Source organism: Papillibacter cinnamivorans DSM 12816, from assembly GCF_900176335.1.
In the GTDB taxonomy this organism is placed as follows: Bacteria; Bacillota; Clostridia; order Oscillospirales; family Oscillospiraceae; genus Papillibacter; species Papillibacter cinnamivorans.
In genome coordinates this window covers 526530-547625 of record NZ_FWXW01000001.1, presented here as the reverse complement: position 1 = coordinate 547625, position 21096 = coordinate 526530, and the positions used below count along the sequence as shown (strand labels likewise).

24 protein-coding genes, 1 other RNA gene and 1 other annotated feature are annotated in these 21096 nt (G+C 55.6%); of the genes, 12 read left to right on the top strand and 13 right to left on the bottom strand.

The window, feature by feature from the left end; genetic code table 11:
* Positions 1 to 123: 123 nt before the first annotated feature.
* Both B9A13_RS02700 and B9A13_RS02695 read left to right on the top strand, forming a co-directional pair.
* Entirely contained in the window at positions 124 to 621 is a 498-nt protein-coding gene (locus B9A13_RS02700; protein WP_084233476.1) for a DUF4330 domain-containing protein, read from the top strand.
* A 109-nt stretch (positions 622 to 730) separates the two neighbouring features.
* Positions 731 to 1276 carry a phosphatase PAP2 family protein gene (locus B9A13_RS02695; protein ID WP_084233475.1) on the top strand — a complete coding sequence of 182 codons (546 nt, stop codon included), beginning with the start codon at positions 731 to 733 and terminating at the stop codon, positions 1274 to 1276.
* 258 nt (positions 1277 to 1534) lie between these two features.
* Here the strand turns inward: B9A13_RS02695 and rplL are convergent, their stop codons facing one another.
* The 7 genes from rplL to rpmG all read right to left on the bottom strand — a co-directional run bounded on the left by rplL (position 1535) and on the right by rpmG (position 5171).
* A complete protein-coding gene (gene rplL, locus B9A13_RS02690; protein ID WP_084233474.1) occupies positions 1535 to 1918 on the bottom strand; it encodes a 50S ribosomal protein L7/L12 in 384 nt (127 codons plus the stop codon).
* A 53-nt stretch (positions 1919 to 1971) separates the two neighbouring features.
* Complete coding sequence (gene rplJ / locus B9A13_RS02685) at positions 1972 to 2502, bottom strand: 50S ribosomal protein L10 (RefSeq protein ID WP_084233473.1); 531 nt, start codon at positions 2500 to 2502, stop codon at positions 1972 to 1974.
* A gap of 50 nt (positions 2503 to 2552) precedes the next feature.
* Positions 2553 to 2699, bottom strand: a sequence feature (ribosomal protein L10 leader region).
* 36 nt (positions 2700 to 2735) lie between these two features.
* Positions 2736 to 3428: a 50S ribosomal protein L1 gene (gene rplA / locus B9A13_RS02680; protein ID WP_084233472.1), complete on the bottom strand. Its 693-nt coding sequence runs from the start codon at positions 3426 to 3428 to the stop codon at positions 2736 to 2738.
* 96 nt (positions 3429 to 3524) lie between these two features.
* Positions 3525 to 3950 carry a 50S ribosomal protein L11 gene (rplK, locus tag B9A13_RS02675; protein WP_084233471.1) on the bottom strand — a complete coding sequence of 142 codons (426 nt, stop codon included), beginning with the start codon at positions 3948 to 3950 and terminating at the stop codon, positions 3525 to 3527.
* 202 nt (positions 3951 to 4152) lie between these two features.
* Positions 4153 to 4677 carry a transcription termination/antitermination protein NusG gene (nusG, locus tag B9A13_RS02670; RefSeq protein WP_084233470.1) on the bottom strand — a complete coding sequence of 175 codons (525 nt, stop codon included), beginning with the start codon at positions 4675 to 4677 and terminating at the stop codon, positions 4153 to 4155.
* 11 nt (positions 4678 to 4688) lie between these two features.
* On the bottom strand, positions 4689 to 4979 hold the full coding sequence (gene secE, locus B9A13_RS02665; RefSeq protein WP_084233469.1) for a preprotein translocase subunit SecE: 291 nt from the start codon (positions 4977 to 4979) through the stop codon (positions 4689 to 4691).
* Between the two features lie 42 nt (positions 4980 to 5021).
* Positions 5022 to 5171, bottom strand: a complete 150-nt coding sequence (gene rpmG / locus B9A13_RS02660) for a 50S ribosomal protein L33 (RefSeq protein ID WP_084233468.1) — start codon at positions 5169 to 5171, stop codon at positions 5022 to 5024.
* 470 nt (positions 5172 to 5641) lie between these two features.
* Between rpmG and ruvX the strand changes: the two genes are divergently transcribed.
* From ruvX to B9A13_RS02620, 8 genes are all read left to right on the top strand, one after another.
* On the top strand, positions 5642 to 6061 hold the full coding sequence (ruvX, locus tag B9A13_RS02655) for a Holliday junction resolvase RuvX (RefSeq protein WP_341456013.1): 420 nt from the start codon (positions 5642 to 5644) through the stop codon (positions 6059 to 6061).
* A 4-nt stretch (positions 6062 to 6065) separates the two neighbouring features.
* Positions 6066 to 6308, top strand: coding sequence for a DUF5362 family protein (locus B9A13_RS02650; RefSeq protein ID WP_084233466.1), 243 nt, complete (start codon positions 6066 to 6068; stop codon positions 6306 to 6308).
* A 48-nt stretch (positions 6309 to 6356) separates the two neighbouring features.
* Positions 6357 to 6929 (top strand): HD domain-containing protein, encoded by a 573-nt coding sequence (locus tag B9A13_RS02645; protein WP_200809666.1) that lies wholly within the window; start codon positions 6357 to 6359, stop codon positions 6927 to 6929.
* Positions 6930 to 7038: 109 nt separating this feature from the next.
* The gene (locus B9A13_RS02640) at positions 7039 to 8517 is read left to right on the top strand and encodes a sigma-54 interaction domain-containing protein (protein WP_207651219.1); all 1479 of its coding nucleotides are present in this window, start codon (positions 7039 to 7041) and stop codon (positions 8515 to 8517) included.
* Positions 8518 to 8800: 283 nt separating this feature from the next.
* Positions 8801 to 9706, top strand: a complete 906-nt coding sequence (locus B9A13_RS02635; protein ID WP_084233464.1) for a beta-keto acid cleavage family enzyme — start codon at positions 8801 to 8803, stop codon at positions 9704 to 9706.
* A 20-nt stretch (positions 9707 to 9726) separates the two neighbouring features.
* Positions 9727 to 10746, top strand: a complete 1020-nt coding sequence (locus B9A13_RS02630; protein ID WP_084233463.1) for a ketopantoate reductase family protein — start codon at positions 9727 to 9729, stop codon at positions 10744 to 10746.
* Between the two features lie 203 nt (positions 10747 to 10949).
* Positions 10950 to 11969, top strand: a complete 1020-nt coding sequence (locus B9A13_RS02625; protein WP_084233462.1) for a ketopantoate reductase family protein — start codon at positions 10950 to 10952, stop codon at positions 11967 to 11969.
* A 228-nt stretch (positions 11970 to 12197) separates the two neighbouring features.
* Positions 12198 to 13220, top strand: coding sequence for a ketopantoate reductase family protein (locus B9A13_RS02620; RefSeq protein ID WP_084233461.1), 1023 nt, complete (start codon positions 12198 to 12200; stop codon positions 13218 to 13220).
* 36 nt (positions 13221 to 13256) lie between these two features.
* On the opposite strand, the gene B9A13_RS02615 is transcribed toward B9A13_RS02620, so the two are convergent.
* The 6 genes from B9A13_RS02615 to B9A13_RS02590 all read right to left on the bottom strand — a co-directional run bounded on the left by B9A13_RS02615 (position 13257) and on the right by B9A13_RS02590 (position 17549).
* Entirely contained in the window at positions 13257 to 13634 is a 378-nt protein-coding gene (locus B9A13_RS02615; RefSeq protein ID WP_084233460.1) for a TSUP family transporter, read from the bottom strand.
* Positions 13631 to 13990 (bottom strand): TSUP family transporter, encoded by a 360-nt coding sequence (locus tag B9A13_RS02610; RefSeq protein ID WP_084233459.1) that lies wholly within the window; start codon positions 13988 to 13990, stop codon positions 13631 to 13633. The genes B9A13_RS02615 and B9A13_RS02610 overlap by 4 nt, the downstream gene beginning before the upstream one ends.
* Positions 13991 to 14294: 304 nt before the next feature.
* Positions 14295 to 15887: a peptidylprolyl isomerase gene (locus B9A13_RS02605; RefSeq protein WP_159448000.1), complete on the bottom strand. Its 1593-nt coding sequence runs from the start codon at positions 15885 to 15887 to the stop codon at positions 14295 to 14297.
* A gap of 415 nt (positions 15888 to 16302) precedes the next feature.
* Positions 16303 to 16493, bottom strand: a non-coding RNA gene (ssrS, locus tag B9A13_RS02600) — 6S RNA.
* Positions 16494 to 16591: 98 nt separating this feature from the next.
* A complete protein-coding gene (locus B9A13_RS02595; protein ID WP_084233457.1) occupies positions 16592 to 16888 on the bottom strand; it encodes a DUF1292 domain-containing protein in 297 nt (98 codons plus the stop codon).
* A gap of 292 nt (positions 16889 to 17180) precedes the next feature.
* Positions 17181 to 17549 carry a hypothetical protein gene (locus B9A13_RS02590; RefSeq protein ID WP_084233456.1) on the bottom strand — a complete coding sequence of 123 codons (369 nt, stop codon included), beginning with the start codon at positions 17547 to 17549 and terminating at the stop codon, positions 17181 to 17183.
* 313 nt (positions 17550 to 17862) lie between these two features.
* Here B9A13_RS02590 and B9A13_RS02585 point away from each other — a divergent pair, with 313 nt between their 5' ends.
* Positions 17863 to 20295, top strand: a complete 2433-nt coding sequence (locus tag B9A13_RS02585; RefSeq protein ID WP_159447999.1) for a transglycosylase domain-containing protein — start codon at positions 17863 to 17865, stop codon at positions 20293 to 20295.
* A gap of 369 nt (positions 20296 to 20664) precedes the next feature.
* Complete coding sequence (locus B9A13_RS02580; RefSeq protein ID WP_479724528.1) at positions 20665 to 21096, top strand: ACT domain-containing protein; 432 nt, start codon at positions 20665 to 20667, stop codon at positions 21094 to 21096.

Here is a 21096-nt window from a genome sequence, read left to right as displayed (position 1 = left end):
GAACGGAGGCCCGGCGCGCGGCCGGGAAAACCGACCGCTCAAACAGCGGCGAGAGCGTCTGAATTTTACGGATAGCCGGCAGGGAAGACCCTTTGGATTTTCCGGCCCGGCGGAGGGAATACTATGGCAGAGGAAACAAAGCGGCCGCGGCGCCGGCCCAGCGTCATCGATATCGTCGTGGTGATCGTCGTCCTGTGCGCCGTCGCCTTCGGCGTCTACAAATTCGTGCAGTGGCGCAGGGGAGATACCGGGGAGAAAGTACAGATCGTCTATACGGTGCGGGCCGAGGGGCTCAGCCCGGAAACCTACGAACAGGTGCTCCAGTACATCCCGTCGGACATCATCGAATCGGGAGAGCGGCAGGACGGCAGGGTGACCGGGGTTGAGAAGCTTCCCCATCTGATTGCGGCGTCCTCCGACGAAACGGGCTCGGAGTGGGTGGAGGATCCCTACCACATCGACCTGCTCTTTACCCTGGAGGCAACGGTGACGGAAAGCGGCAGCGCCTGGCGCTCCTCGGTGGGAACGCAGGAGGTCCGGGTGGGGAGAATCTATACCGTGGAGACGGAGTATTTTGAAATCGACGGAAACATTCAGTCCGTTGAACGCCCGGAGAGCTGACGCATCACCGGCTCCAACCGGATCCGGAATCCGGCCGACTGCCGAAAGCGGCAGAAGGCCGGTATTTTTCTTTGCCGATAAGGCAAGGGGCCGAAGGAGAGGGAAACAAATGGGACAATGGCTGCAGGGCGCGGACGCCTGGCTTCTTCTCCAGGTACAGGAGCATCTCAGAACGCCGATCCTTACGGAGGCGATGCGCTTCTTTACGGCGCTCGGGAACTGGGGCCTTTTATGGGTTGCCGTATCCGCCGCTCTTCTCCTTACGAAACGGTACCGAAGGACCGGTATTGTCGCCCTCTGCAGCCTGCTGCTGTGTTTTATCCTGAACGATCTTATTCTCAAGCTGCTGGTTTCCAGGCCCAGACCCTTCGACGCAGTTCCCGGCCTTGTCAGCCTTATTTCTCCGCCGGGGACCTATTCGTTTCCCTCGGGGCACACCAGCAGCAGCTTTTCGGCGGCTTTCTCGTACCGCAGGGGCCTGGGAAAGCGGGGAGGACTCTTCTTTCTTCCGGCTTTTCTGATGGGTTTTTCCCGCATTTACCTGGGGGTGCATTATTTCAGCGACGTGTTGGCGGGGGCGGCGCTGGGGCTCCTGGCGGGGCAGACCGTATGGCTTTTCGCGAGACGGTGGTTTCCGGAAAAGGCGGCTGTCTGAGACCGTCTGAAAACTCTGTTTTCAGACGGGTACGGGGGAAGGACCGCGCCTTTGCGAAGGCGCACAAAGGATGCCCTGCGGAAAGTGAATTCCCGCAAGGCATTGGGATTTCACCTTTTTCGGATTTCGGTCATGGAGCCGGGCGCGAAATCCCAAAAAGCTTTCCGCCACTGGCGAAAAGGACGATGGTTTTTTTCTACAGACTAAACCGCCGCGTTCCATTATGGAACGCGGCGGTTTTGAATGCGATACGGGAAATTACTTGAGCTCGACTTTTGCGCCGACTTCTTCCAGCTTGGCCTTCAGGGCAGCGGCATCGTCCTTGGAGACGCCTTCCTTGACAGCCTTGGGAGCGGCTTCCACCAGAGCCTTGGCTTCCACCAGGCCCAGGCCGGTGATCTCGCGGACAACCTTGATGACCTTGATCTTTTCCGCGCCTATTTCGGACAGGACCACGTCAAACTCGGTCTTCTCCTCCGCAGCGGGAGCAGCGGCAGCGGGAGCGGCGGCGACGGCCACGGCGGCGGGAGCGGCGGCGGAAACGCCGAATTCCTCTTCCAGAGCATGTACCAGCTCGGAGAGTTCGAGAACGGTAAGAGCCTTGACTTCTTCAATCATTTTGGTTACTTTTTCACTGGCCATTGTATTTACCTCCATACATCATTCATACAGTTGTTTTTGTTTTTAAAAGGATGTTACTGGGCCTGCTTTTCGGAAATTGCCTGAAGAACCACCGCGAGGCCGCGGATGTTGGCGTTCAGGACCGTGGCAAAGCCGGTGATGGGAGCGATCATGGTTCCCAGGACCTGAGCCACAAGGACTTCCTTCGGCGGCAGCTCCGCCAGAGCGGTGATCTCGTCGGGAAGAATGACCTTGCCTTCCACAAAGCCCGCCTTGATTTCGAACTTATTGTTCATCTTCTTGGCAAACTCGGTGAGGATTTTTGCGGGAGCGACGGGGTCTGTGCTGGTCGCAAGGGCCGTGGTCCCGTTGAGGAAGGGATCCAGAGCGTCCAGCCCGGATTTCTTTGCGGCGAAGCGGGTAAGGGTGTTTTTCACCACGGTGTACTCCACGCTGCTCTTGCGCAGCTGGGTACGCAGGGCGGTATCCTCCGCGACGGTGATCCCCTTGTAGTCCACCAGGACGCCGGATGTGGAATTCTGCAGCCGGGCCGCCATAGCGTCCACGATTGCCTGCTTTTCGCTGAGTACTTTTGCGTTGGGCATTTTTTCATTTCACCTCCAGGTTGAAAAGAGTACCTACCATGCAAAACTGCGCCCACAGAAAAAAGTCCCCGCGCCAAAAGACGCGAGGACGTAAAGCCATCAAAAATCCCATGATTCAGATGAGCTTCCTCGGCAGGACGGACTTGCCGTTACAGCGTAAAGCTTCCTGCTGTCTTTGGAGCGCAATGTGCAGTATATCAAATGGAAGGCTGCCTGTCAAGGATAAACTGAGATTAAAGCTGCTTTGCGGCGTTGATCTTGATGCCGGGGCCCATGGTGGAAGCCACGACGCAGCTGCGGACGTACTGGCCCTTGGCAGAGGCGGGTTTCGCCTTCAAAATGGCGGACATCAGGGCGCCGTAGTTCTCCAGGAGCTTTTCCGGCCCGAAGGAAACCTTCCCGATGGGGCAATGGATGATATTGGTCTTATCCAGGCGGTACTCGATCTTACCGGCCTTGATCTCGTGGATGGCCTTTGCCACGTCCATGGAAACGGTGCCCGCCTTGGGGGAGGGCATGAGGCCCTTGGGACCCAGGATTTTACCCAGCCGGCCCACGATTCCCATCATGTCGGGAGTGGCCACCACTACGTCGTAATCAAAGAAGTTTTCGGTTTGAATTTTCGCGACCATGTCCTCGGCGCCTACGAAATCGGCACCGGCGGCCTTGGCTTCCTCCGCCTTGGGACCTTTGGCGAAGACAAGGACGCGGCGGGTCTTGCCGGTCCCGTGAGGCAGGACGATGGCGCCCCTGACCTGCTGGTCGGCATGCCGGGAGTCTACGCCCAGCTTCACGTGAAGCTCCACCGTTTCGTCAAACTTAGCCGGAGCGGTTTTTACCAAAAGGGAAAAGGCTTCCGCAGTATCGTACTGCACCGAGCGGTCGATCTGCTTGGCACTCTCCTTATACTTTTTTCCTCTAAACAATGTTCTTCCTCCTTGTCGTGGTCATTTCGGAATGATCCTCCCACTTACGAAAGCCGGTATTCCAAAGGCAAAGCGATTTGGCCCGGCTTCCGGGAATCAGTCTTCCACCGTGATGCCCATGCTGCGGGCCGTTCCGGCGATCATGCTCATGGCCGCTTCCACGCTGGCCGCGTTGAGATCGGGCATTTTCAGCTCCGCGATCCGGCGGACTTCTGCGCGGCTTATTTTGGCCACCTTGGTCTTGTTGGGGACGCCGGAGCCCGATTCGATCCCGCAGGACTTCTTGATGAGAACGGCCGCGGGGGGCGTTTTGGTGATAAAGCTGAAAGACCGGTCGGAGTACACCGTGATGACGACAGGAATGGTAAGACCCATATCGTTTTTGGTGCGCTCGTTGAATTCCTTGGTGAAGGCGGCGATGTTCACGCCGTGCTGGCCCAGGGCGGGGCCTACCGGGGGAGCGGGAGTCGCCTTGCCCGCAGGAATCTGGAGTTTGATATACCCTGTAACTTTTTGTGCCACTTGTGTGTGCACCTCCTAAAGAAAGATGTGGTGATACGCCGGGAACCGGCGTATATCTGGCGGACCGCCGCAGCGGCCCTCCCACGAAAACCGGGCACCGCCCGAAAACCGCTTGCCGCGGGAAATGACAGCGCGTAAGGTGCTTCCCTGGGGAAGCGCCGCGCCGGATGCCTCACCCGGCGCCAGGGACGGGGGAACCGGCTCAGTGACTTACGGGTTCCACCTGGTCCAGTTCCAGCTCCACGGGGGTTTCCCGGCCGAACATGGAGACCACCACCCGGACCTTGCTCTTGTCCAGCGCGATTTCCTCCACGACGCCCATAAAGGATTCCAGAGGCCCGTCCACGATTTTCACCGTGTCGCCCACCTCGTAGCTGACTTCGATTTTCCTCTTTTCCACGCCGAGCCCCGCCACTTCTTCTTCGGTAAGAGGGATCGGCTTGGTGCCGGAGCCGACAAAACCGGTGACGCCGCGCACATTGCGCACGAGATGCCAGGTTTCGTCGGTCAATACCATTTTGATCAGGACATACCCGGGAAACACCTTGCGCTCCACCGTCTTGGAACCGGCGTCGGTGATCTCCGTCACCGTCTCCATGGGGATTTCCACCGTGTGGATCAAATCCCGCAGATTCCGGTTTTCCACGTGCTTTTCAATGGTGGTGGCAACCGTGTTCTCATATCCCGAATATGTGTGAACCACATACCATTTGGCGGTTTCAGACATTTCGGCGTACCTTATCCTTTCACCGTGTTGATCAGCGACTGCACGCCCAGGCCGGCAATACCGTCAAACGCCCAGATGAAAACACCCACGATGAGCACGCAGACGATGACAATCAGTGTGTTCTGGAGCGTCTGGGCCCGCGTCGGCCACAGGACCTTCTTCAGCTCGCTTTTCATCTCGCGGCCCCAGCGCCGGAGGGCGTTGAAGGCTTTTATAACGGCGTTCTCCTTTTTAGGAGCGGCTTTATCCATTTTTTTCGCCTTTGGAGAGTCGGGCAGATTTTTCTTTTCCTCTTCTGACATTCAGACACACCCTTTCATTTGTGGGATCGGCCCTGCGGCACGTCACTTTGTCTCCGTGTGTAAAGTGTGCTTCCTGCAGAAGGGACAGAACTTGTTCATTTCCAGACGATCCGGGTCGTTCTTCTTGTTCTTCATGGTGTTGTAGTTTCTCTGTTTGCATTCCGAGCATCGAAGCGTGATTTTTACCCGCATTTCAACGGCACCTCCTTACAGTGATACCGGAACGGATCTCCCGTGTCCCGGTATGATTGCCTCCCTATTTTCCAGCGGCTCCGGCCGCGTCAAAGGGATTCGGCGCAGACCCGGGTCGGGGCCGAAAAATGCGCACAAAAAGAAAACCCTTTGAGATAGGTAGAAACAGTCTACCATACTTCCTTTGCCGGGTCAACAGTTATTTTTTTAATATTGTATAGGGCCGCAGGGCGGCGGGAAAAGGGTTTTTGCGAAGAAACCGGCCCGGCATAGTGCGCAGAATCAGAAAAAATGATATAATAGCCGCGGTACGGTCACTATATCGGGCCGGACGGCGCTGCTTGTCCCCGCCCTTCGGCCGCGATCGGGAACGGTGCCGTACGCCGCTGAGCGCGGAGCATGCAATCAGAGGATTTGCCGGGCCGCTTGAATTCGCGGCCGGCTGAAACGAGGTGCTATAATTGAGAGTAATGGCGATTGACTACGGCGACGCACGCACGGGGATTGCCGTTTCAGACCCCGCGGGGATCCTGACGGGAACGGCCGAAACCATCCACGAGAGAAACGCGGGACGGGTCGTGGATCGGATCTGCCGGCTTGCCGAGGAGATGAAGGTGGGAGAACTGGTGGTAGGCTATCCCAAAAACATGAACGCGACTTTGGGCCCCAGGGCGGCGAAAAGCGAGGAGCTGGCGGAGCTTTTACGGGAAAAGAGCGGTCTCAAGGTGATTTTATGGGACGAGAGGCGCACCACCACAGACGCGCACCGGATTCTCACGGAGACAGGCAGGAGGGGACAGAAAAGGAAGGACCGGGTGGACGCCGTGGCCGCTTCTTTGATTCTGGAGGGTTACCTCAGAAGCAAACATCTTGCAGGAGAAGAGGATTGATTCTATGAAAGGCCTGGCTTTGGGACTTACAATGGCATTTATCGGCATCATTCTGGTGATCGCTTCCATGACCATATGGGGGTTTGCCAGAAAGCTGGCCCCCGCAGAGACGGCGAGGGAAACGCACCCGGCCGTGAAGGAACGGCTGAAAAAACTCAAGCGAGCCCAGACGCTCTGCCAGATCATCGGGATCGTTCTCATCGTGCTGGGAGTCGTCACGGGCATTCTGCTGGAGCTTTCTTTCTGATATCGGCTCACGGAGGAAGAGAGCGCAATACCGCGGGAGGGGAAAATCTTGACGAGCGAAGCTTTGCTTTCGTTTCTTATGAAAATTGAAAAGCTCAAATGCAACACCCGGCATTCCTGGACTTCTACGGGGCGGAGGGAAAGCGTCGCGGAGCACAGCTGGCGGCTGGCGGTTCTCTCCATGCTGGTGGGAGACCAGCTGCCGGGGGTCGACATGGAAAAGGTGCTTACCATGTGCCTTATTCACGATTTCGGGGAGGCGGTGACGGGGGATATCCCGTCCTTTCTCAAGACACAGGAAAACGACAGGACGGAGCTTCTGGCCGTCCGGGACCTGCTGTCCGGGCTGCCAAAGGAGCCGGGAGAGAGCTGGCGGGCGCTGTTTGACGAAATGGCGGAGCTGAAAACGCCGGAGGCGAAAGTTTTCAAGGCGCTGGACAAGATGGAGGCCGTGATATCCCACAACGAAGCCCCGCTGGAAACCTGGCTGCCCCTGGAGAGGGAGCTGAATCTGACCTACGGAGAGGAGGAGGCCTCCGAATTTCCTTTCCTGCGGCAGCTGCGGGAAGCAATCCGCCGCACGACCGCACAAAAAACGGCAGAGAATCCGGAAGAAAACTAGGAAACATTTACAATTAACCTTTCTCCGGCAGCCATTTTATGCTATACTGGATTTGGTTCGGACAGCACGCAGGATCAGGATGTTATATTATATATAGGAAGCGGAGGGCTTGTCTCTTTCTATGATCGACTATATCGAACTGTACGAAAACGCGCTTGACAACATAGGGGAAGGCCTCTACATCCTGGACAACCAAGGCAATTTTCTGTATGTCAACCGGGCGCTTCTGAAAATGACGGGCTATTCCCGCTCGGAGCTTCTCAGATATACCGTCCGGAAACTGGTGGAGGAAAACAAAATCGACACCAGCATCACCGACATTGTGTTCGCAACCAAGCAGGAAGTCACCATGTGCCAAAATATCCGGAAGAAAAACGACACCATCTATCAGCAGCTTTTGACGGCATCCCCCATTTTCGACAGCGAGGGAAATATCAAATATATCGTAGCCATCGCCAGAGACGTGGAGGAGCTTTATAAAAAATACACCCATGCGCGGATGACAAAGGTGATTTCCTACCTGGAATCCAAAAGCGCAAATCCCTACTCCGAGGAGGATATCGTCGCGGAGAGCCCGGAAATGAAGCGCCTGCTGGAATCGGCCTCTCAGGTGGCGGATGTGGATTCCGCGGTTTTAATCAACGGGGAATCGGGCACCGGCAAAGAGGTCATAGCCCATTATATCCACGATTCCAGCAGCAGAAAAGACAAGGAAATGGTGGAAGTCAACTGCGCCGCTTTTCCGGAGGCGCTCCTGGAGGCGGAACTGTTCGGCTATGAAAAGGGTTCTTTTACGGGAGCGCTGAACACCGGAAAACAGGGCCTTATCGAGGCGGCGGACGGCAGCACCCTGTTTTTAGACGAGATCGACTCCCTCCCACTGAATCTGCAGGGAAAGATTCTGCGCGTTCTGGAGACGAAGACGATCAAAAAGATCGGATCGGTCAAGACCCAGTATGTGGATTTCCGCCTGATCGCGGCCTCCAACGCCGACCTGAAGCGGTGCGTACAGGAAAAGCGCTTCCGGGAGGATCTTTTTTATCGGCTGAACGTGATCCCGCTGCTGATACCGCCCCTGCGGAACCGAAAGGCGGACATCCGGCCCCTCGCCCAGTACTTTCTGGATTTCTTCTGCCAAAAATACGACAAGGTCAAATATTTTTCCGAAAACGTTTTTTCCCGGATGGAACAGTACGAATGGCAGGGAAACGTAAGGGAACTCCGGAATTTTGTGGAGCGCATGGTGGTGATGAGCTCCACGTCGGATATCATCATCAACGACATCCCGGAGGGAATGCTGGAGCATATGGAGGTCCCGGAACAGCGCAGACGCGCAAGATTCCAGGAACCGGCCAGAGCTGAAAGACAGCGGGAGGACGTGCTCAGCCCCGGTATATTAAAGGAGGAAGAACGTTTTTCCCTCAAGGATTACCTGGAGCAGTGCGAAAAGCACGTGATTGAAGAGGCCCTGGAGAAATGCGGGACGATGGAAAGCGCAGCAAAGATCCTGAAAATCAATCAATCCACCATATCCAGGAAAAAAGCCAAGTACAGTATCAAAAGCGGGTATCAGCGGAGCGAGCCCTGAAAAACCCAAAAGAAAAATATGCAAAACGGAATATTTTATGCATTGATGACGATCTCCCGGGATACAAAAGCGAAATATCGCGGGAAAAAGCGTGCTGCCTGATTTCCGGTTTCAATTAACGAAAGCAATGAGAACGCAACGGTTCCGGATTCCGCATCCAAAGGAAGGGGGAGTGAGAACAGGGTTGGCATTCAAATTGCTCTAATTTATGAATGACCCGGAGTCAGGTCAAATTGTCAGATGTCAGGAACAGAACCAAATTGAAAAGAAAAGGGGTTTTTGAATGTCGAAAAGAATCGTAAACTGTTCGATCACAGGGTCCATACACACGCCATCCATGTCGCCCTACCTTCCCATCACGCCGGATCAGATCGCACAGAACGCGATCGACGCGGCCAATGCGGGAGCCGCCTCGGTTCATATTCATGCCAGAAATCCGGAAAACGGGGCACCCTCCCCCAGCCTGGATCTGTTTGAAGAAATCGTAGGCAAAATCAGAGCAAAGAACAAGGATGTCATCATCTGCCTTACGACGGGCGGAGGCATGGGCATGACCGTGGAGCAGAGAGCCGCAGTCATTCCGAAATTCAAGCCCGAACTGGCATCCATGAACGCGGGCTCCTTCAACTGGGGACTTTTCCCGGTTGCCGCCAAGATCAAGAACTGGAAGTACGAGTGGGAGAAGCCCGTTCTGGAATCGACCAAAGGTTTCATTTTCCAAAACACCTTTGCTGACATGCAGAGAATGCTGGAGATCATGAACGAAAACGGCACGAAGCCTGAGCTGGAATGCTACGACGTAGGTCATCTCTACAATGTGAAGTTCATGCAGGATACGGGCTACATCAAGGGAAGACCCTATCTGCAGTTTGTCCTGGGCATCAACGGCGCAAACGCCGCCAATCCCTATGAGCTGCAGCACATGAAGATGACGGCAGACCGGCTGTTCGGCGTGGGCGGCTATGAGTGGTCCGCTTTCGGCGCCGGCAAAGAGGAATATCCCATCTGCATCCAGAACCTGTTTTTGGGCGGACATGTCCGTGTGGGCATGGAGGACAACCTGAACGTAGCAAAGGGCGTCCCTGCCAAGAGCAACGCGGACCTGGTGGAAAAGATGGTCCGCCTCATGAAGGAACTGGACTTCGAGCCGGCCACTCCGGACGAGGCACGGGAAATCCTCAAGAAGTAATTGATTTGGAGGCATAAACCATGAGAGTTGCGATTATGGGCGTCGGATCCTTGGGAACCATTCTTGGAGCGTATATTTCCAAGGCTGGCAAGCAAATCGACCTTATCGACGTCAATAAAGAGCACGTGGACGCGCTGAACAAGCGCGGAGCCACGATTATCGGCAAAATCCTGTTCAACGTTCCGGTCAAGGCCCTGACCCCCGATGAGATGACGGGAACCTATGACCTGGTGTTCTATATGACCAAGCAGACCTACAACAAAACCGCTCTGGCACAGCTGAAGCCCCATCTGGGACCGAACAGCGTGGTCTGCACCCTGCAGAACGGCCTGCCTGAGCCCGCGGTGGCGGAAATTGTGGGCAAAGAGCGGACCATCGGCTGCACGGTGGGCTGGGGCGCCACCTGGATCGGCGCAGGCGTTTCCGAGCTGACGAGCGACCCCGATCACATGGAGTTCGACGTGGGATCCATCGACGGACCTGTCACCGACGGGGTAAAGCTGGCTCAGTCTTATCTGGAGCTTATGTGCCCGACCAAGATTCTGACCAACCTGATGGGCGTCAGATGGACCAAGCTTCTCACGAATGCCACCTTCAGCGGAATGTCAGCCGCTCTGGGATGCACTTTCGGCGAAGTCCTGGACGATCCGTTTGCCCTCCGGTGCGTACAGTATATCGCCAATGAGAGCATCAAGACTGCAAGAGCTTCCGGCGTCAAGATGGAACCGATCATGGGGTTCGATCTGGGCGGGCTGCTTGAATTTGATACCGTTGAGCAGAGAGACAAGACCCTCGCAGTCTATCCGAAAATGTGGGGCCCCCACAGAGCTCTGAAGGCAAGCATGCTTCAGGATCTGGAAAAGGGACGCAAGTGCGAGATCGACGCGATCAACGGCGTTGTATGCGATTTCGGCCGGAAACACGGCGTGCCGACACCCGTCAACGACAAGGTCGTGGAGATTGTCAAGGGCATCGAGTCCGGCAAGTACAAGTATGTCTTCTCCAACCTGGAGATGTTCAAGTCCGTCGTACCGAACTGAAGAACCCATTTAACGAATATTTAGCGATCACACCGGACGTAATCTTTGGATTACGTCCGGTGTTGCTTATCGGCCAATTTAGTGCTATAATACCAAAGGAATGCAGGAGAGAGGCTCAATTCCCGCTAAAATGCCGAGCCGGCAGGGCATTCCAAGAGTAAAACACGGAGCGCAATTCAATTTAAAATACAGGAGGTTTCAGTATGAGAGTCGCAATCATGGGCGTAGGATCACTGGGGACAATTCTCGGCGCTTACATTTCCAAGGCGGGCAGACAAATCGATCTCATCGACGTCAACAAGGAACATGTGGATGCACTGAACAAACGCGGCGCGACGGTTATCGGCAAGGTTTTATTCAATGTTCCGGTCAAGGCCCTGACCCCCGATCAGATGACGGGAACCTATGATCTGGTATTCTATATGACCAAGCAGACTTACAACGAGACCGCCCTGGCCCAGCTGAAACCCCATCTGGGACCGAACAGCACCGTCTGCACCCTGCAGAACGGTTTGCCTGAACCCGCGGTGGCGGAAATTGTGGGTAAAGAGCGGACCATCGGCTGCACGGTGGGCTGGGGCGCCACCTGGATCGGCGCCGGCGTATCGGAACTCACCAGCGATCCCGCCCATATGGTGTTCGACGTAGGTTCCCTGGACGGTAAAATCACCGACGGAGTGAAGCTGGCTCAGGAGTACCTGCAGCTCATGTGCCCCACGCACATACTCACCAACCTCATCGGCGTGAGATGGTCCAAGCTTCTGGTCAACTCCACCTTCAGCGGCATGTCCACCGTACTGGGCTGCACCTTCGGCGAAGTGATGGACGACCCCAGGTCCCTGCGTGTCGTTGAGTACATCGCCAATGAGGTGATCCACGTCGCCCACGCCGACGGCGTGAAGCTTGAGCTGTTTTCCGGAAACAATCTGGACCTTCTGGCGTTTGAAAACGAGAAAGAGCGGGACGCTACCGTCAAGTACTACCCCGATTTCTTTGGCCCCCACAGACTGCTGAAGGCCAGCATGCTGCAGGACCTGGAAAAGGGACGCAAGTGCGAAATCGACGCCATCAACGGCGTAGTGTGCACTTTCGGCCGGAAGGTGGGCGTGCCCACCCCCGCAAACGACAAGGTCGTGGAGATCGTCAAGGGCATCGAGGCCGGGAAAAACAAGTATACCTTCTCCAACATCGAGATGTTCAAGTCGGTTCTTCCCATGGACTAATCGGTCCCATCTTTTTTCCAACTACAACACCGGGCGCGACGATTCAGTCGCGCCCGGTGTTGCCTGTCAGGGGGTATATTGTTATACTATAAGCAAATTAGTTTAACTATCAGAGAAAAACCGCGCGAAAATCTGAACGCTCCGTCCCGTTTCATGCAATGCAGAGCAGATCTGTCACTCCACCCGGAAAAGAGCAGAACTCTATTTAATATAAAGGGAGGATTTTGTATGAGAGTCGCAATCATGGGCGTAGGATCGCTGGGGACAATTTTCGGAGCATATATCTCCAAGGCGGGAAAACAGGTTGACCTTATCGACGTCAACCAAGAGCATGTAAACGCACTGAACAAGCGGGGAGCCACCGTGATCGGCAAGGTTCTGTTCAACGTGCCGGTCAAAGCTCTGACACCCGATCAGATGGAGGGCATCTACGATCTGGTGTTCTACATGACCAAGCAGACATATAACGAGACCGCCCTGAAACAGCTGCTGCCCCACCTGGGGCCGGACAGCGTGGTCTGCACGCTGCAAAACGGCCTGCCGGAGCCCGCGGTTGCGGAAGCGGTGGGGAAGGACAGGACTCTGGGCTGCACGGTGGGCTGGGGCGCCACCTGGATCGGCGCGGGCGTGTCGGAGCTCACCAGCGACCCCGACCACATGGAGTTCGACGTGGGGTCCATCGACGGACCGATTACCGACAAGGTGAGGCTTGCCGAGTCCTATCTGAAGCTTATGTGCCCGGTGAACATCCTCACCAATCTGATGGGCATCCGGTGGTCCAAGCTTCTGGCGAATTCCACCTTCAGCGGGATGTCCACCGCGCTGGGCTGCACCTTCGGCGACGTGATGGACGACCCCAGATCCCTCCGGGTGGTGCAATACATCGCCAACGAAGTCATCCACGTGGCTCACGCCAACGGAGTAAAAATGGAACTGTTTTCCGGGTATGATCTGGAAAAGGTTCTGGTGTTTGAAAACAAGGAGGAGCGGGACAGGACGCTTGCGTACTATCCGAAGATCTTCGGACCCCACAGGGCGCTGAAGGCCAGCATGCTGCAGGACCTGGAGAAGGGGCGCAAATGCGAAATCGACGCCATCAACGGCGTTGTGTGCGACTTCGGCAGGAAGGTGGGCGTGCCCACCCCCGCAAACGACAAGGTCGTGGAGATCGTGAAGGGCATCGAGGCCGGAAAGTACAAGTATACCTTCGCCAACATCGAGATGTTCAAATCCATTTATTCCGCAGACTGATCCATACCGATATACCGACAAAAAGGACGGGAACGCTTAAACGTTCCCGTCCTTTTTTCCATTTTTCCTAAAAAGTTCACACAGTCCCACGCAGATGAGAAAAACGCCGAAAAGCCTGCGCAGCAGCGAGACATCGATGGAAACCGCCGCCCAGGCCGCCAGGGCGGTGCATACGGCGCCGGCTATTGCCGCAGGAAGAGCGGCTTCGCGATCCAGATATCCGTTTTTCCCATGGGACAATAAAGAGGCGGCGGAAGCCGGAAGAAAATACAGAAGGTTGATGCCCTGAGCCAGCTGTTGTTCGACGCCTGCCAGCAAGGTCATGTATAAAAGCAGGAGAGTTCCGCCGCCGATCCCGAAACCGGACAGTATACCGGTCAGAAAGCCGGCCAGAAGAGCCGCCGCATCCTTCATAAGAGAGAACGGATCCCGCCGTAGAGGATCAGCAGGGCAAAGGCGCGCCTGAGCCAGGGTACGGGGACCCGCCTGAAGAGTTTTCCGCCCGCGAGTCCTCCCAGAAGTCCTCCCACCAGATAGGGAAGGGCAAGCAAAAGACTCAGGTCCGTGCCCAGCAGGTATACAACGGAGGAAACCGCGCATAAGGGAAGGATGATGAGAACGGAGGTGGCAAAGGCGCGCCTTTCCTCCAGCCCGGCCCACCGGATCAGCAGAGGAACGAGGAGCAGTCCGCCTCCGCCGCCGAAAAAGCCATTGGCAAGGCCGGAGACGGCGCCGCTTACGGCACATTTTACGGTCCTGGATATCCGCATCGGCTCAACCTCCTCCGGCCGTAGTGTCGGCGGAGAAGGAGCGTTTTATGCAATCATACTGATATGGGATGAATTCAATGATAAAAATCGGCCTGGTTTCCGCCCCGCGTCGTTATCCTCCTTGGCGGGCATAGAGCCCACCGGCGTCGTCTGCCTTGCGGGACGAAAAACATTTTCGATTTTTATTTTCATCGTTTCCTTCGCATATCAGTATAAAGGGGATTGCCGGCGAAAGGCGGATGCGGGAATAAAAACCCCGGCGGCGGAACCTGTTCCGCCGCCGGGGAGTATCCGTTTTATGCCTTTACGCCGCAAAGCTCATGCCCAGGGCGCTGGTTGTGATATCGTACCCTTTGATCATCTCGTCGTGCCAGCTATTGTAATCGGCGGTGCGCATGGCATTTTCCACCTGAATCTTCCAATAGGGCCTGGAGAACCCGGAGAAGTACATCACATGGTAACCGTAGGTGGACTCCACGATCCCGGTATCCCCTGCCTTGCGGGAGGAGTCGAAGATCCAGTCGTTGAACGCGGTGACCATCTGACCCTTATAGACATTTTCATACAGCCCGCCGTTTGTGCTGGAGCCGGTGTCCTCGGAGTACTGCTTCGCCAGGTCCGCAAAGGAGGACTCGGTGGCATCCCCGTCTTTCCAGGTCTGATAGATCTCGTCCGCCTTGGACTTGGCCGCGGCTTTCTGCTCGTCGGTAGCCTCGCTCGCTCCATCGCTGACTTCGGGCTTTATCAGGATGTGCCGGACATTTACGGTGTTATAGTCAAAGCGTCCGCGGCTTTCGAAGAGGACCACGTAATACGCACTGTTGTCGGTATCCTCCGCCACGGTGATATCCCCCGATATCCGGGTGCTGTCGAAGAGCCAGTCCTGATAGGCGCTGCTGACGCTGGTCTTGGCCGCATCCGTCTTGTCCGTGACAAGAGAGGTGGTGGCGCTGCCTGCGGGAGTATATTCGGTGGCAAGATCCGTAAAGGATCCTCCCGCTTCCAGCTTCGCCGCCATTTCATCGGCGGAGGCCTTGGCCGCGTCCATTGCCGCCTGCGCCTTGGCGGCGGTCACCGCCGGATCCTCGGTGGGCGCAACGGTGGGGGAGACACTTGTTTCGGTTTCCGTGTCGGTGCCGGTGTCCGCCGTTTCTTCGGGAACGGAGCCGTCAAACTTAAAGGCCTTGTATGTCACCACGTCGAAATCGTCGGGATTTTTCTCATAGTACGCCGTAATGTCGTCGTCCGTATAGGCATAGGAATTTTCCACGGAATCGGTATACTCGCTGGCCAGATACGAATTGGTGAGTTGGGAGACGAAAATGTCCTGCGTCATATGATCGCCGTACGTGGAGGTAAAGTAATAATCCACGGTGATTTCTTTGGAAGAACAGTAGCTTTCAATGGACTGAAGATAGCTGTCGATCTCCGACTGCGCATCCTCCGAGAGAGTAAAACCGTTCTTCTCGGCTTCTCTGGCCATGGCGATGGTTTCCTGCATCTGGGACAGCGCCGATTCACGGAAGTAGTCGGCCCAGGTCTGGCTGTCGGAATACTGCTGCTCGTTCAGAGGTTTGCTGGTGTCGAGACCCAGCATGCTCAGATAATCCCCGTAGGTGTTGACATAGTTGTGATAAAGGGAATAGTAATAAAAATTGAATTCCGGGGCGGTAAACTTCTCGTCCCCGACGGTGACGGCGGTCGCTCTGGCCTGTAGGATGCCGGAGTTCCAGAAAATCAGGCTCCCGAATAAAACCGCAATCACGATAACCACGGAGAGCATAATATTGCGCATGTGCCGGTCCTTTTTCAGATCCTGCTCCCGTTTGGACAGCTTTGGCTCCAGCCCCTGGGCAAGGTTCTCGCGGCGCTTTTTCTTTTCTCTTGACGCGCTCACTCGCTTCATTCCTCTCTGCTTTTCCGGACATGCAGACGGAGCCGCCCCGCCCATGCCCGCTGTTTTTGATTCCTTACGTTTCATAGATATAAACGGCCGAACACGGCCGCTGCGCCGCTGATGCTTTACTAAGGACAAAGCGGCAAATAGCCGACAGAAACCATACCAGACACCCCGACTCCGAACCGGAGGCGGGACACTTATCTACAACACGAGAGTATTATACCCGAAAGGGATTTGGGTTGCAAGCCCGAAACGCAGCAGGAAAATTCTCCTCGGGCAAAGAAAAAACGACGGAAACTTCCGCCGCTTTCCCGGTTCGACCCAGGGATCAGCGCCGCCGCCGGCGCGCCGAGCGCCAAAAACCGGGCAGGGTTTCACACCCGTGACCCTAAGCAAGGCAATATACTCTTAAAAAAGCCCCACGCCGGCCGTGCGAATCCAGTTATAACCTGCACCGAACAGCAGGTGGGTTGTCTCCGCGGAATTTCACTGCTTCCAACATTCAGCCGTAGCCGAGAGGCCTGCAAACCGTCCCGCGAGGAGGACATCCCGTATAACGAAATGTGGGTTTAAAAAGACCCGTCACGCACCGGGTAGGGCAGGAAGGGCTTTACCTGGGGCACCCTTCCGCTACAGCTTCATCATAGCACAGAATTCGGGCCATTTCAAGCACACCCCAGGAATTGGAATTTAAAGGAGACCTACTCCTCATCCTCTTCAAACAGCAGCTCCATGAACTGCTGATACACCTCTTCCAACTCGGTTTCATCGTCCAGCGTGGACAGCTCTTCCTCGCCGTTTTCATGAATGACCTTGAGAATAATCAGACCGTATTCCTCATCAGGCCGGGCTTCCTCCTGTTTGCCCTCGGGAACCGCAGGGAAAAAGGCCATGTAGGTTTCACCCTTGTATTCCAGGGTGTCCAGATGCTCCAGCTCAAACTCGTTGCCCTCTTCGTCCATGATGGTGATATAGTTCGCTCCAAAGTCCTCACTCATGTGCTGTTCCCTTTCTTCTGCCGGCGTATCCGGCCCAGCCTACGATAAAAGAATCGGCATTTTCATTTCGCCCGGAACACGGCGGAGAGGGGCGCAAGCGCGCTCCGAGGAGTCCAAATGCCTTGCGGTATCATCATAACGCCATTTTGTGGATAAAGCAATAGAAAGTTACATATCCCCATGAAAACCGGCACTCTGCCGCGGACAGGAAAACCCGGAGACAGCCGGACCTGAAGCCGGCGTGCCACCGGGCGGGAGAAAACGCGCGAAGGCTGGAACCGGGCGGTTATCTTCAGGAGCCGAAATCCTCCAGAAGCTTGGCGAGCTCTTCGTCTCCCCGGGCCGAAATTCCTTCCTGAAGCAGTTCCCTGTCGGTTTTGCGAAGGGAGGAAGTCAATATTCCGGTGAGCAAAACGGGGTTTTCCGTATCACCGGATACATAAACGGCTATCTGGCCTTCATATTCCCTGAGCACATAGACGGTCTGCGCCGAAGGAGCCGCGGAAATCCGCGCAAGGGGCATCTCCTCCAGAACCGAGGCGGCAAGGGCACTGCCATGATTCGAGGTATCCGGCGGGGAGCCGCCCGAGACGAGGAGCGCGACGGCGAGCGCAATCACCGTCACCGCCAGGCATACCGCCGCTACGGCTTTTCGTTTCATAATCCTTCCCTCCTGCCCCTTTATTGTATCCAAAATCCGGAAATCCATACGGTGTAAGGGCGGACGGCATAAACAAATAATGCTAATATTTGGAAAATTGTAACCGCCTGTAATTGACAGGCTGTGATATAATAATCACATAACAGCAATCAGGTCCTCCAATCTTTGAATGATCCCGGTTCCGCCTTCCCGAAGAACGAAATCCGGGATGACCGAAGTGCGTTTGTTACCGGCGCCGACGAGGCTTATTTGCGGGAAACGGGAAACAAAGCAAACAAAGCCACGGAGGAAAATACATACGGAGGTGCCTTGTTTGGAGAACGCGAACGGATCCGGCCATCCGGTCCGAAAGAAAAAAAGCAGAGTAAAAACCGTGCTACAGGTCATAGGAACGGTCGTTCTGATTGGAGCCGTAACGACTGCGATGCTGGCCTGCATTTTTGCGGTTTATGTAAAAACCTGCATAACACCCAAGCTGGATATTAATCTGGACGATTTCAAGCTGGATCAAACAACCGTTATTTACTACACCAATCCCGATACGGGAGAACCGGTGGAGCTGCAGAGCCTTTATAAGGAAGAAAACCGGATCTGGACGGACTACGATCAGATGCCGATCTACCTGGAAAAGGCGGCCGTCGCCATTGAAGACAAGCGGTTCTACACGCACCACGGCGTGGACTGGTACCGGACCTTCTGGGCGTCCATCAACATGTTTTTACAGATGAAGGACAATTTCGGCGGTTCCACCATCACGCAGCAGGTGATCAAGAACCTCACCAACGAGGACGAGGTTACGGTGAAGCGAAAGATCACGGAGATCTTCAGAGCACTGGAATTCGAACGGAACTATTCCAAGGAAGAGATCATGGAGATCTATCTCAACACCATCTATCTGGGCGAGGGCTGCTCCGGGGTCTATACGGCCGCCTACACCTATTTCGGGAAAAACGTCTCGGACCTCACCATCGCGGAGTGCGCATGCCTCATCGGGATCACCAACAACCCGTCGCTGTACGATCCGTATATCAGCGTGGAGCGGAACAAGGCGCGGCAGGAGACCATCCTGTATCAGATGTACGACCAGGGCATGATCACCGAGGACCAGTATCAGGAGGCGATGGCCCAGGAGCTGGTGTTCCAAAGGGGAAGCGACGGCAAGAAGGTCACCCATATTTATTCCTATTTTGTGGATCAGGTGATCGCGGATGTGATCGCCGATCTGATGGAGGAAAAGGGAATCTCCTATCAGGCGGCCAGTACCCTCGTATATTCCGCCGGATATAAAATTTACTGTACCATGAATCCGAATATCCAGGAGGATGTGGACAACGTTTACACGAATCTGGAGAACATTCCGTACACCTCCGCCTCGGGACAGCAGCTTCAGTCCGCCATCACGATCATTGACCCAAAATCCGGCAATATTGTGGCCATGGCGGGAGGAGTAGGCGAAAAGACGGGAAGCCGGGTCCTGAACCGCGCGGAGAGCGCGAGACCCCCGGGTTCCTCCATCAAGCCCATCTCGGTATACGCGCCCGCCCTGGATTCGGGCGTCATAACCCCCACTTCGGTGATTGACGACACACCGGTCATGCTGGTCAACAACAACCCGTGGCCGAAAAACTCGGACGGGGAATACGGAGGCCTGACCACCGTTAAGGAAGCGCTGAGGGAGTCCAACAACGTGGTGGCGGTAAAGGTCCTGCAGATGCTGACCCCTCAGGCGTCCTACAAATTCATGACCGAGAAGATGGGGATTACCACCCTGGTGGATCAGAAGGTGGTGGGCGACAAGACCTACACCGATATCGATCTGGCTCCCCTGGGCCTGGGCGGCCTCACGGTGGGGATCAACACCGTGGAGATGGCTGCGGCTTACGCCACTTTCGCAAACGAGGGAATCTACACCCAGCCTCGCACCTATACCAAGGTGCTGGACGCCAGCGGCCAGACCGTGCTGTCCAAGGACACCAAAAGCTCGGTGGCATTGAAGGAAAAGACCGCTTACTATATCAACAATCTTCTCAAAAACGTGGTGGCAGCCGGAACCGGCACTTCCGCCAAATTTTCAGGGATGACCATCGCCGGCAAAACCGGTACCACAACGAACAATTACGACCGGTGGTTTGTCGGGTATACTCCCTATTACGTCGCCGCCGTCTGGACCGGATACGACATCTCTGAGAAAATCAAGGTTTCCGGAAACCCCGCCGCCGTCCTGTGGAAAAAGGTGATGTCCCAGGTGCACGAGGGGCTGGAGAACAAGGATTTCTCCAAACCCAGCGGCGTCGTTTCGGTGACGTACTGCATGGACAGCGGCAAGCTGGCAACCAGCCTGTGCAAGGAGGATCCCCGGGGCGACAGGACGGATACGGCCTACGTACTCCCGGAGGATATGCCGACGGAATCCTGCGACGTTCATGTGGCGGTGAAGATCTGCACGGACAGCGGCTGTATCGCAGGGGAATACTGTCCGGCGGACAAGGTGAAGGAAGCCGCTTATCTCGATATCACGAGAGAGCTGGTGGCGCCGGACGTTGTGATTCAGGACACCCAGTATACCCTGGAGTATATTTTGGGACTCGGATCCTGCCCGGTGCACACAGCGCCTCCTGTGACGGAACCGCCGGTAACGGAACCTACGGAACCCGGCGTTTCCGAAGAGCCGGGGGGAGAAGCTACGGTGCCCCCCGCGGACTCGCCTGTTCCTGAGACGCCCTCCCCGGCGCTTCCAGGGACATAGGAATAATTCTCTGACCAAGACCCCGGCAAGCCCCACAAAACAGGCTTGCCGGGGTTTATTTTCCATTGGGGACGGGCGGCGTCTCGATTCTCCCGCATTCCGCAGGACACGTCCTGCGGGGTGCGCCTGCATTTTTATGGCTCCGGGGTTTTATTCACCCGGCCGTAAGAGAAGAAAAACGGCAAATTTTCGCGTAATGACGGCTAAATTGCAGAATTTTGTAGAAAACGTTCAATGGGACAGGCGCAATATCGAGAATATGGTATATTTCAACATGCAAAATCGGTTGCGAAACCGCACGGGGTATGGTAAAATGGGCCTCGTATCAGATACAAATGCTTTCTTACGGAGGACACAAGGATGGGAAATATGCCTAAGTACTATATCGTGGAGGCAACAGCCCTGCCGGAAGTGTTTCTGAAGGTGGCTGAAGCAAAGAGATCATTGGAGACCGGGGAGGCCTCCACGGTGGGGGAGGCCACACGTCTGGCCGGGATCAGCCGAAGCGCATTCTACAAGTATAAGGACGCCGTGAGTCCTTTCAGCGACATGACATCGGACCGAATTATCACCTTCTACACCATGCTGAAGGATGAGCCGGGCATACTGTCTTCCATATTGTCCGTGTTTGCCGACTCGGGAGCCAACATACTCACCATCAATCAGAGCATTCCAACCAACGGCTGCGCTGCGGTGACGATTTCCGCGGAGACGTCGGGAATGCACATTCCGATTGACGAGCTGATCGGACGCGCCATGGCGGCAAAGGGAGTCGTCAAATTTGAAGTTCTGGCAGGATGA

What these genes read in the sequence shown, in the direction of transcription:
- B9A13_RS02700 (WP_084233476.1), top strand. Translation starts at nt 124, where the DNA reads ATGGCAGAGGAAACAAAGCGGCCGCGGCGCCGGCCCAGCGTCATCGAT.
- B9A13_RS02695 (WP_084233475.1), top strand. Translation starts at nt 731, where the DNA reads ATGGGACAATGGCTGCAGGGCGCGGACGCCTGGCTTCTTCTCCAGGTA.
- rplL (WP_084233474.1), bottom strand. Translation starts at nt 1,918, where the DNA reads ATGGCCAGTGAAAAAGTAACCAAAATGATTGAAGAAGTCAAGGCTCTT.
- rplJ (WP_084233473.1), bottom strand. Translation starts at nt 2,502, where the DNA reads ATGCCCAACGCAAAAGTACTCAGCGAAAAGCAGGCAATCGTGGACGCT.
- nusG (WP_084233470.1), bottom strand. Translation starts at nt 4,677, where the DNA reads ATGTCTGAAACCGCCAAATGGTATGTGGTTCACACATATTCGGGATAT.
- secE (WP_084233469.1), bottom strand. Translation starts at nt 4,979, where the DNA reads ATGTCAGAAGAGGAAAAGAAAAATCTGCCCGACTCTCCAAAGGCGAAA.
- rpmG (WP_084233468.1), bottom strand. Translation starts at nt 5,171, where the DNA reads ATGCGGGTAAAAATCACGCTTCGATGCTCGGAATGCAAACAGAGAAAC.
- ruvX (WP_341456013.1), top strand. Translation starts at nt 5,642, where the DNA reads ATGGCGATTGACTACGGCGACGCACGCACGGGGATTGCCGTTTCAGAC.
- B9A13_RS02650 (WP_084233466.1), top strand. Translation starts at nt 6,066, where the DNA reads ATGAAAGGCCTGGCTTTGGGACTTACAATGGCATTTATCGGCATCATT.
- B9A13_RS02635 (WP_084233464.1), top strand. Translation starts at nt 8,801, where the DNA reads ATGTCGAAAAGAATCGTAAACTGTTCGATCACAGGGTCCATACACACG.
- B9A13_RS02630 (WP_084233463.1), top strand. Translation starts at nt 9,727, where the DNA reads ATGAGAGTTGCGATTATGGGCGTCGGATCCTTGGGAACCATTCTTGGA.
- B9A13_RS02625 (WP_084233462.1), top strand. Translation starts at nt 10,950, where the DNA reads ATGAGAGTCGCAATCATGGGCGTAGGATCACTGGGGACAATTCTCGGC.
- B9A13_RS02620 (WP_084233461.1), top strand. Translation starts at nt 12,198, where the DNA reads ATGAGAGTCGCAATCATGGGCGTAGGATCGCTGGGGACAATTTTCGGA.
- B9A13_RS02615 (WP_084233460.1), bottom strand. Translation starts at nt 13,634, where the DNA reads ATGAAGGATGCGGCGGCTCTTCTGGCCGGCTTTCTGACCGGTATACTG.
- B9A13_RS02610 (WP_084233459.1), bottom strand. Translation starts at nt 13,990, where the DNA reads ATGCGGATATCCAGGACCGTAAAATGTGCCGTAAGCGGCGCCGTCTCC.
- B9A13_RS02595 (WP_084233457.1), bottom strand. Translation starts at nt 16,888, where the DNA reads ATGAGTGAGGACTTTGGAGCGAACTATATCACCATCATGGACGAAGAG.
- B9A13_RS02590 (WP_084233456.1), bottom strand. Translation starts at nt 17,549, where the DNA reads ATGAAACGAAAAGCCGTAGCGGCGGTATGCCTGGCGGTGACGGTGATT.
- B9A13_RS02580 (WP_479724528.1), top strand. Translation starts at nt 20,665, where the DNA reads ATGCCTAAGTACTATATCGTGGAGGCAACAGCCCTGCCGGAAGTGTTT.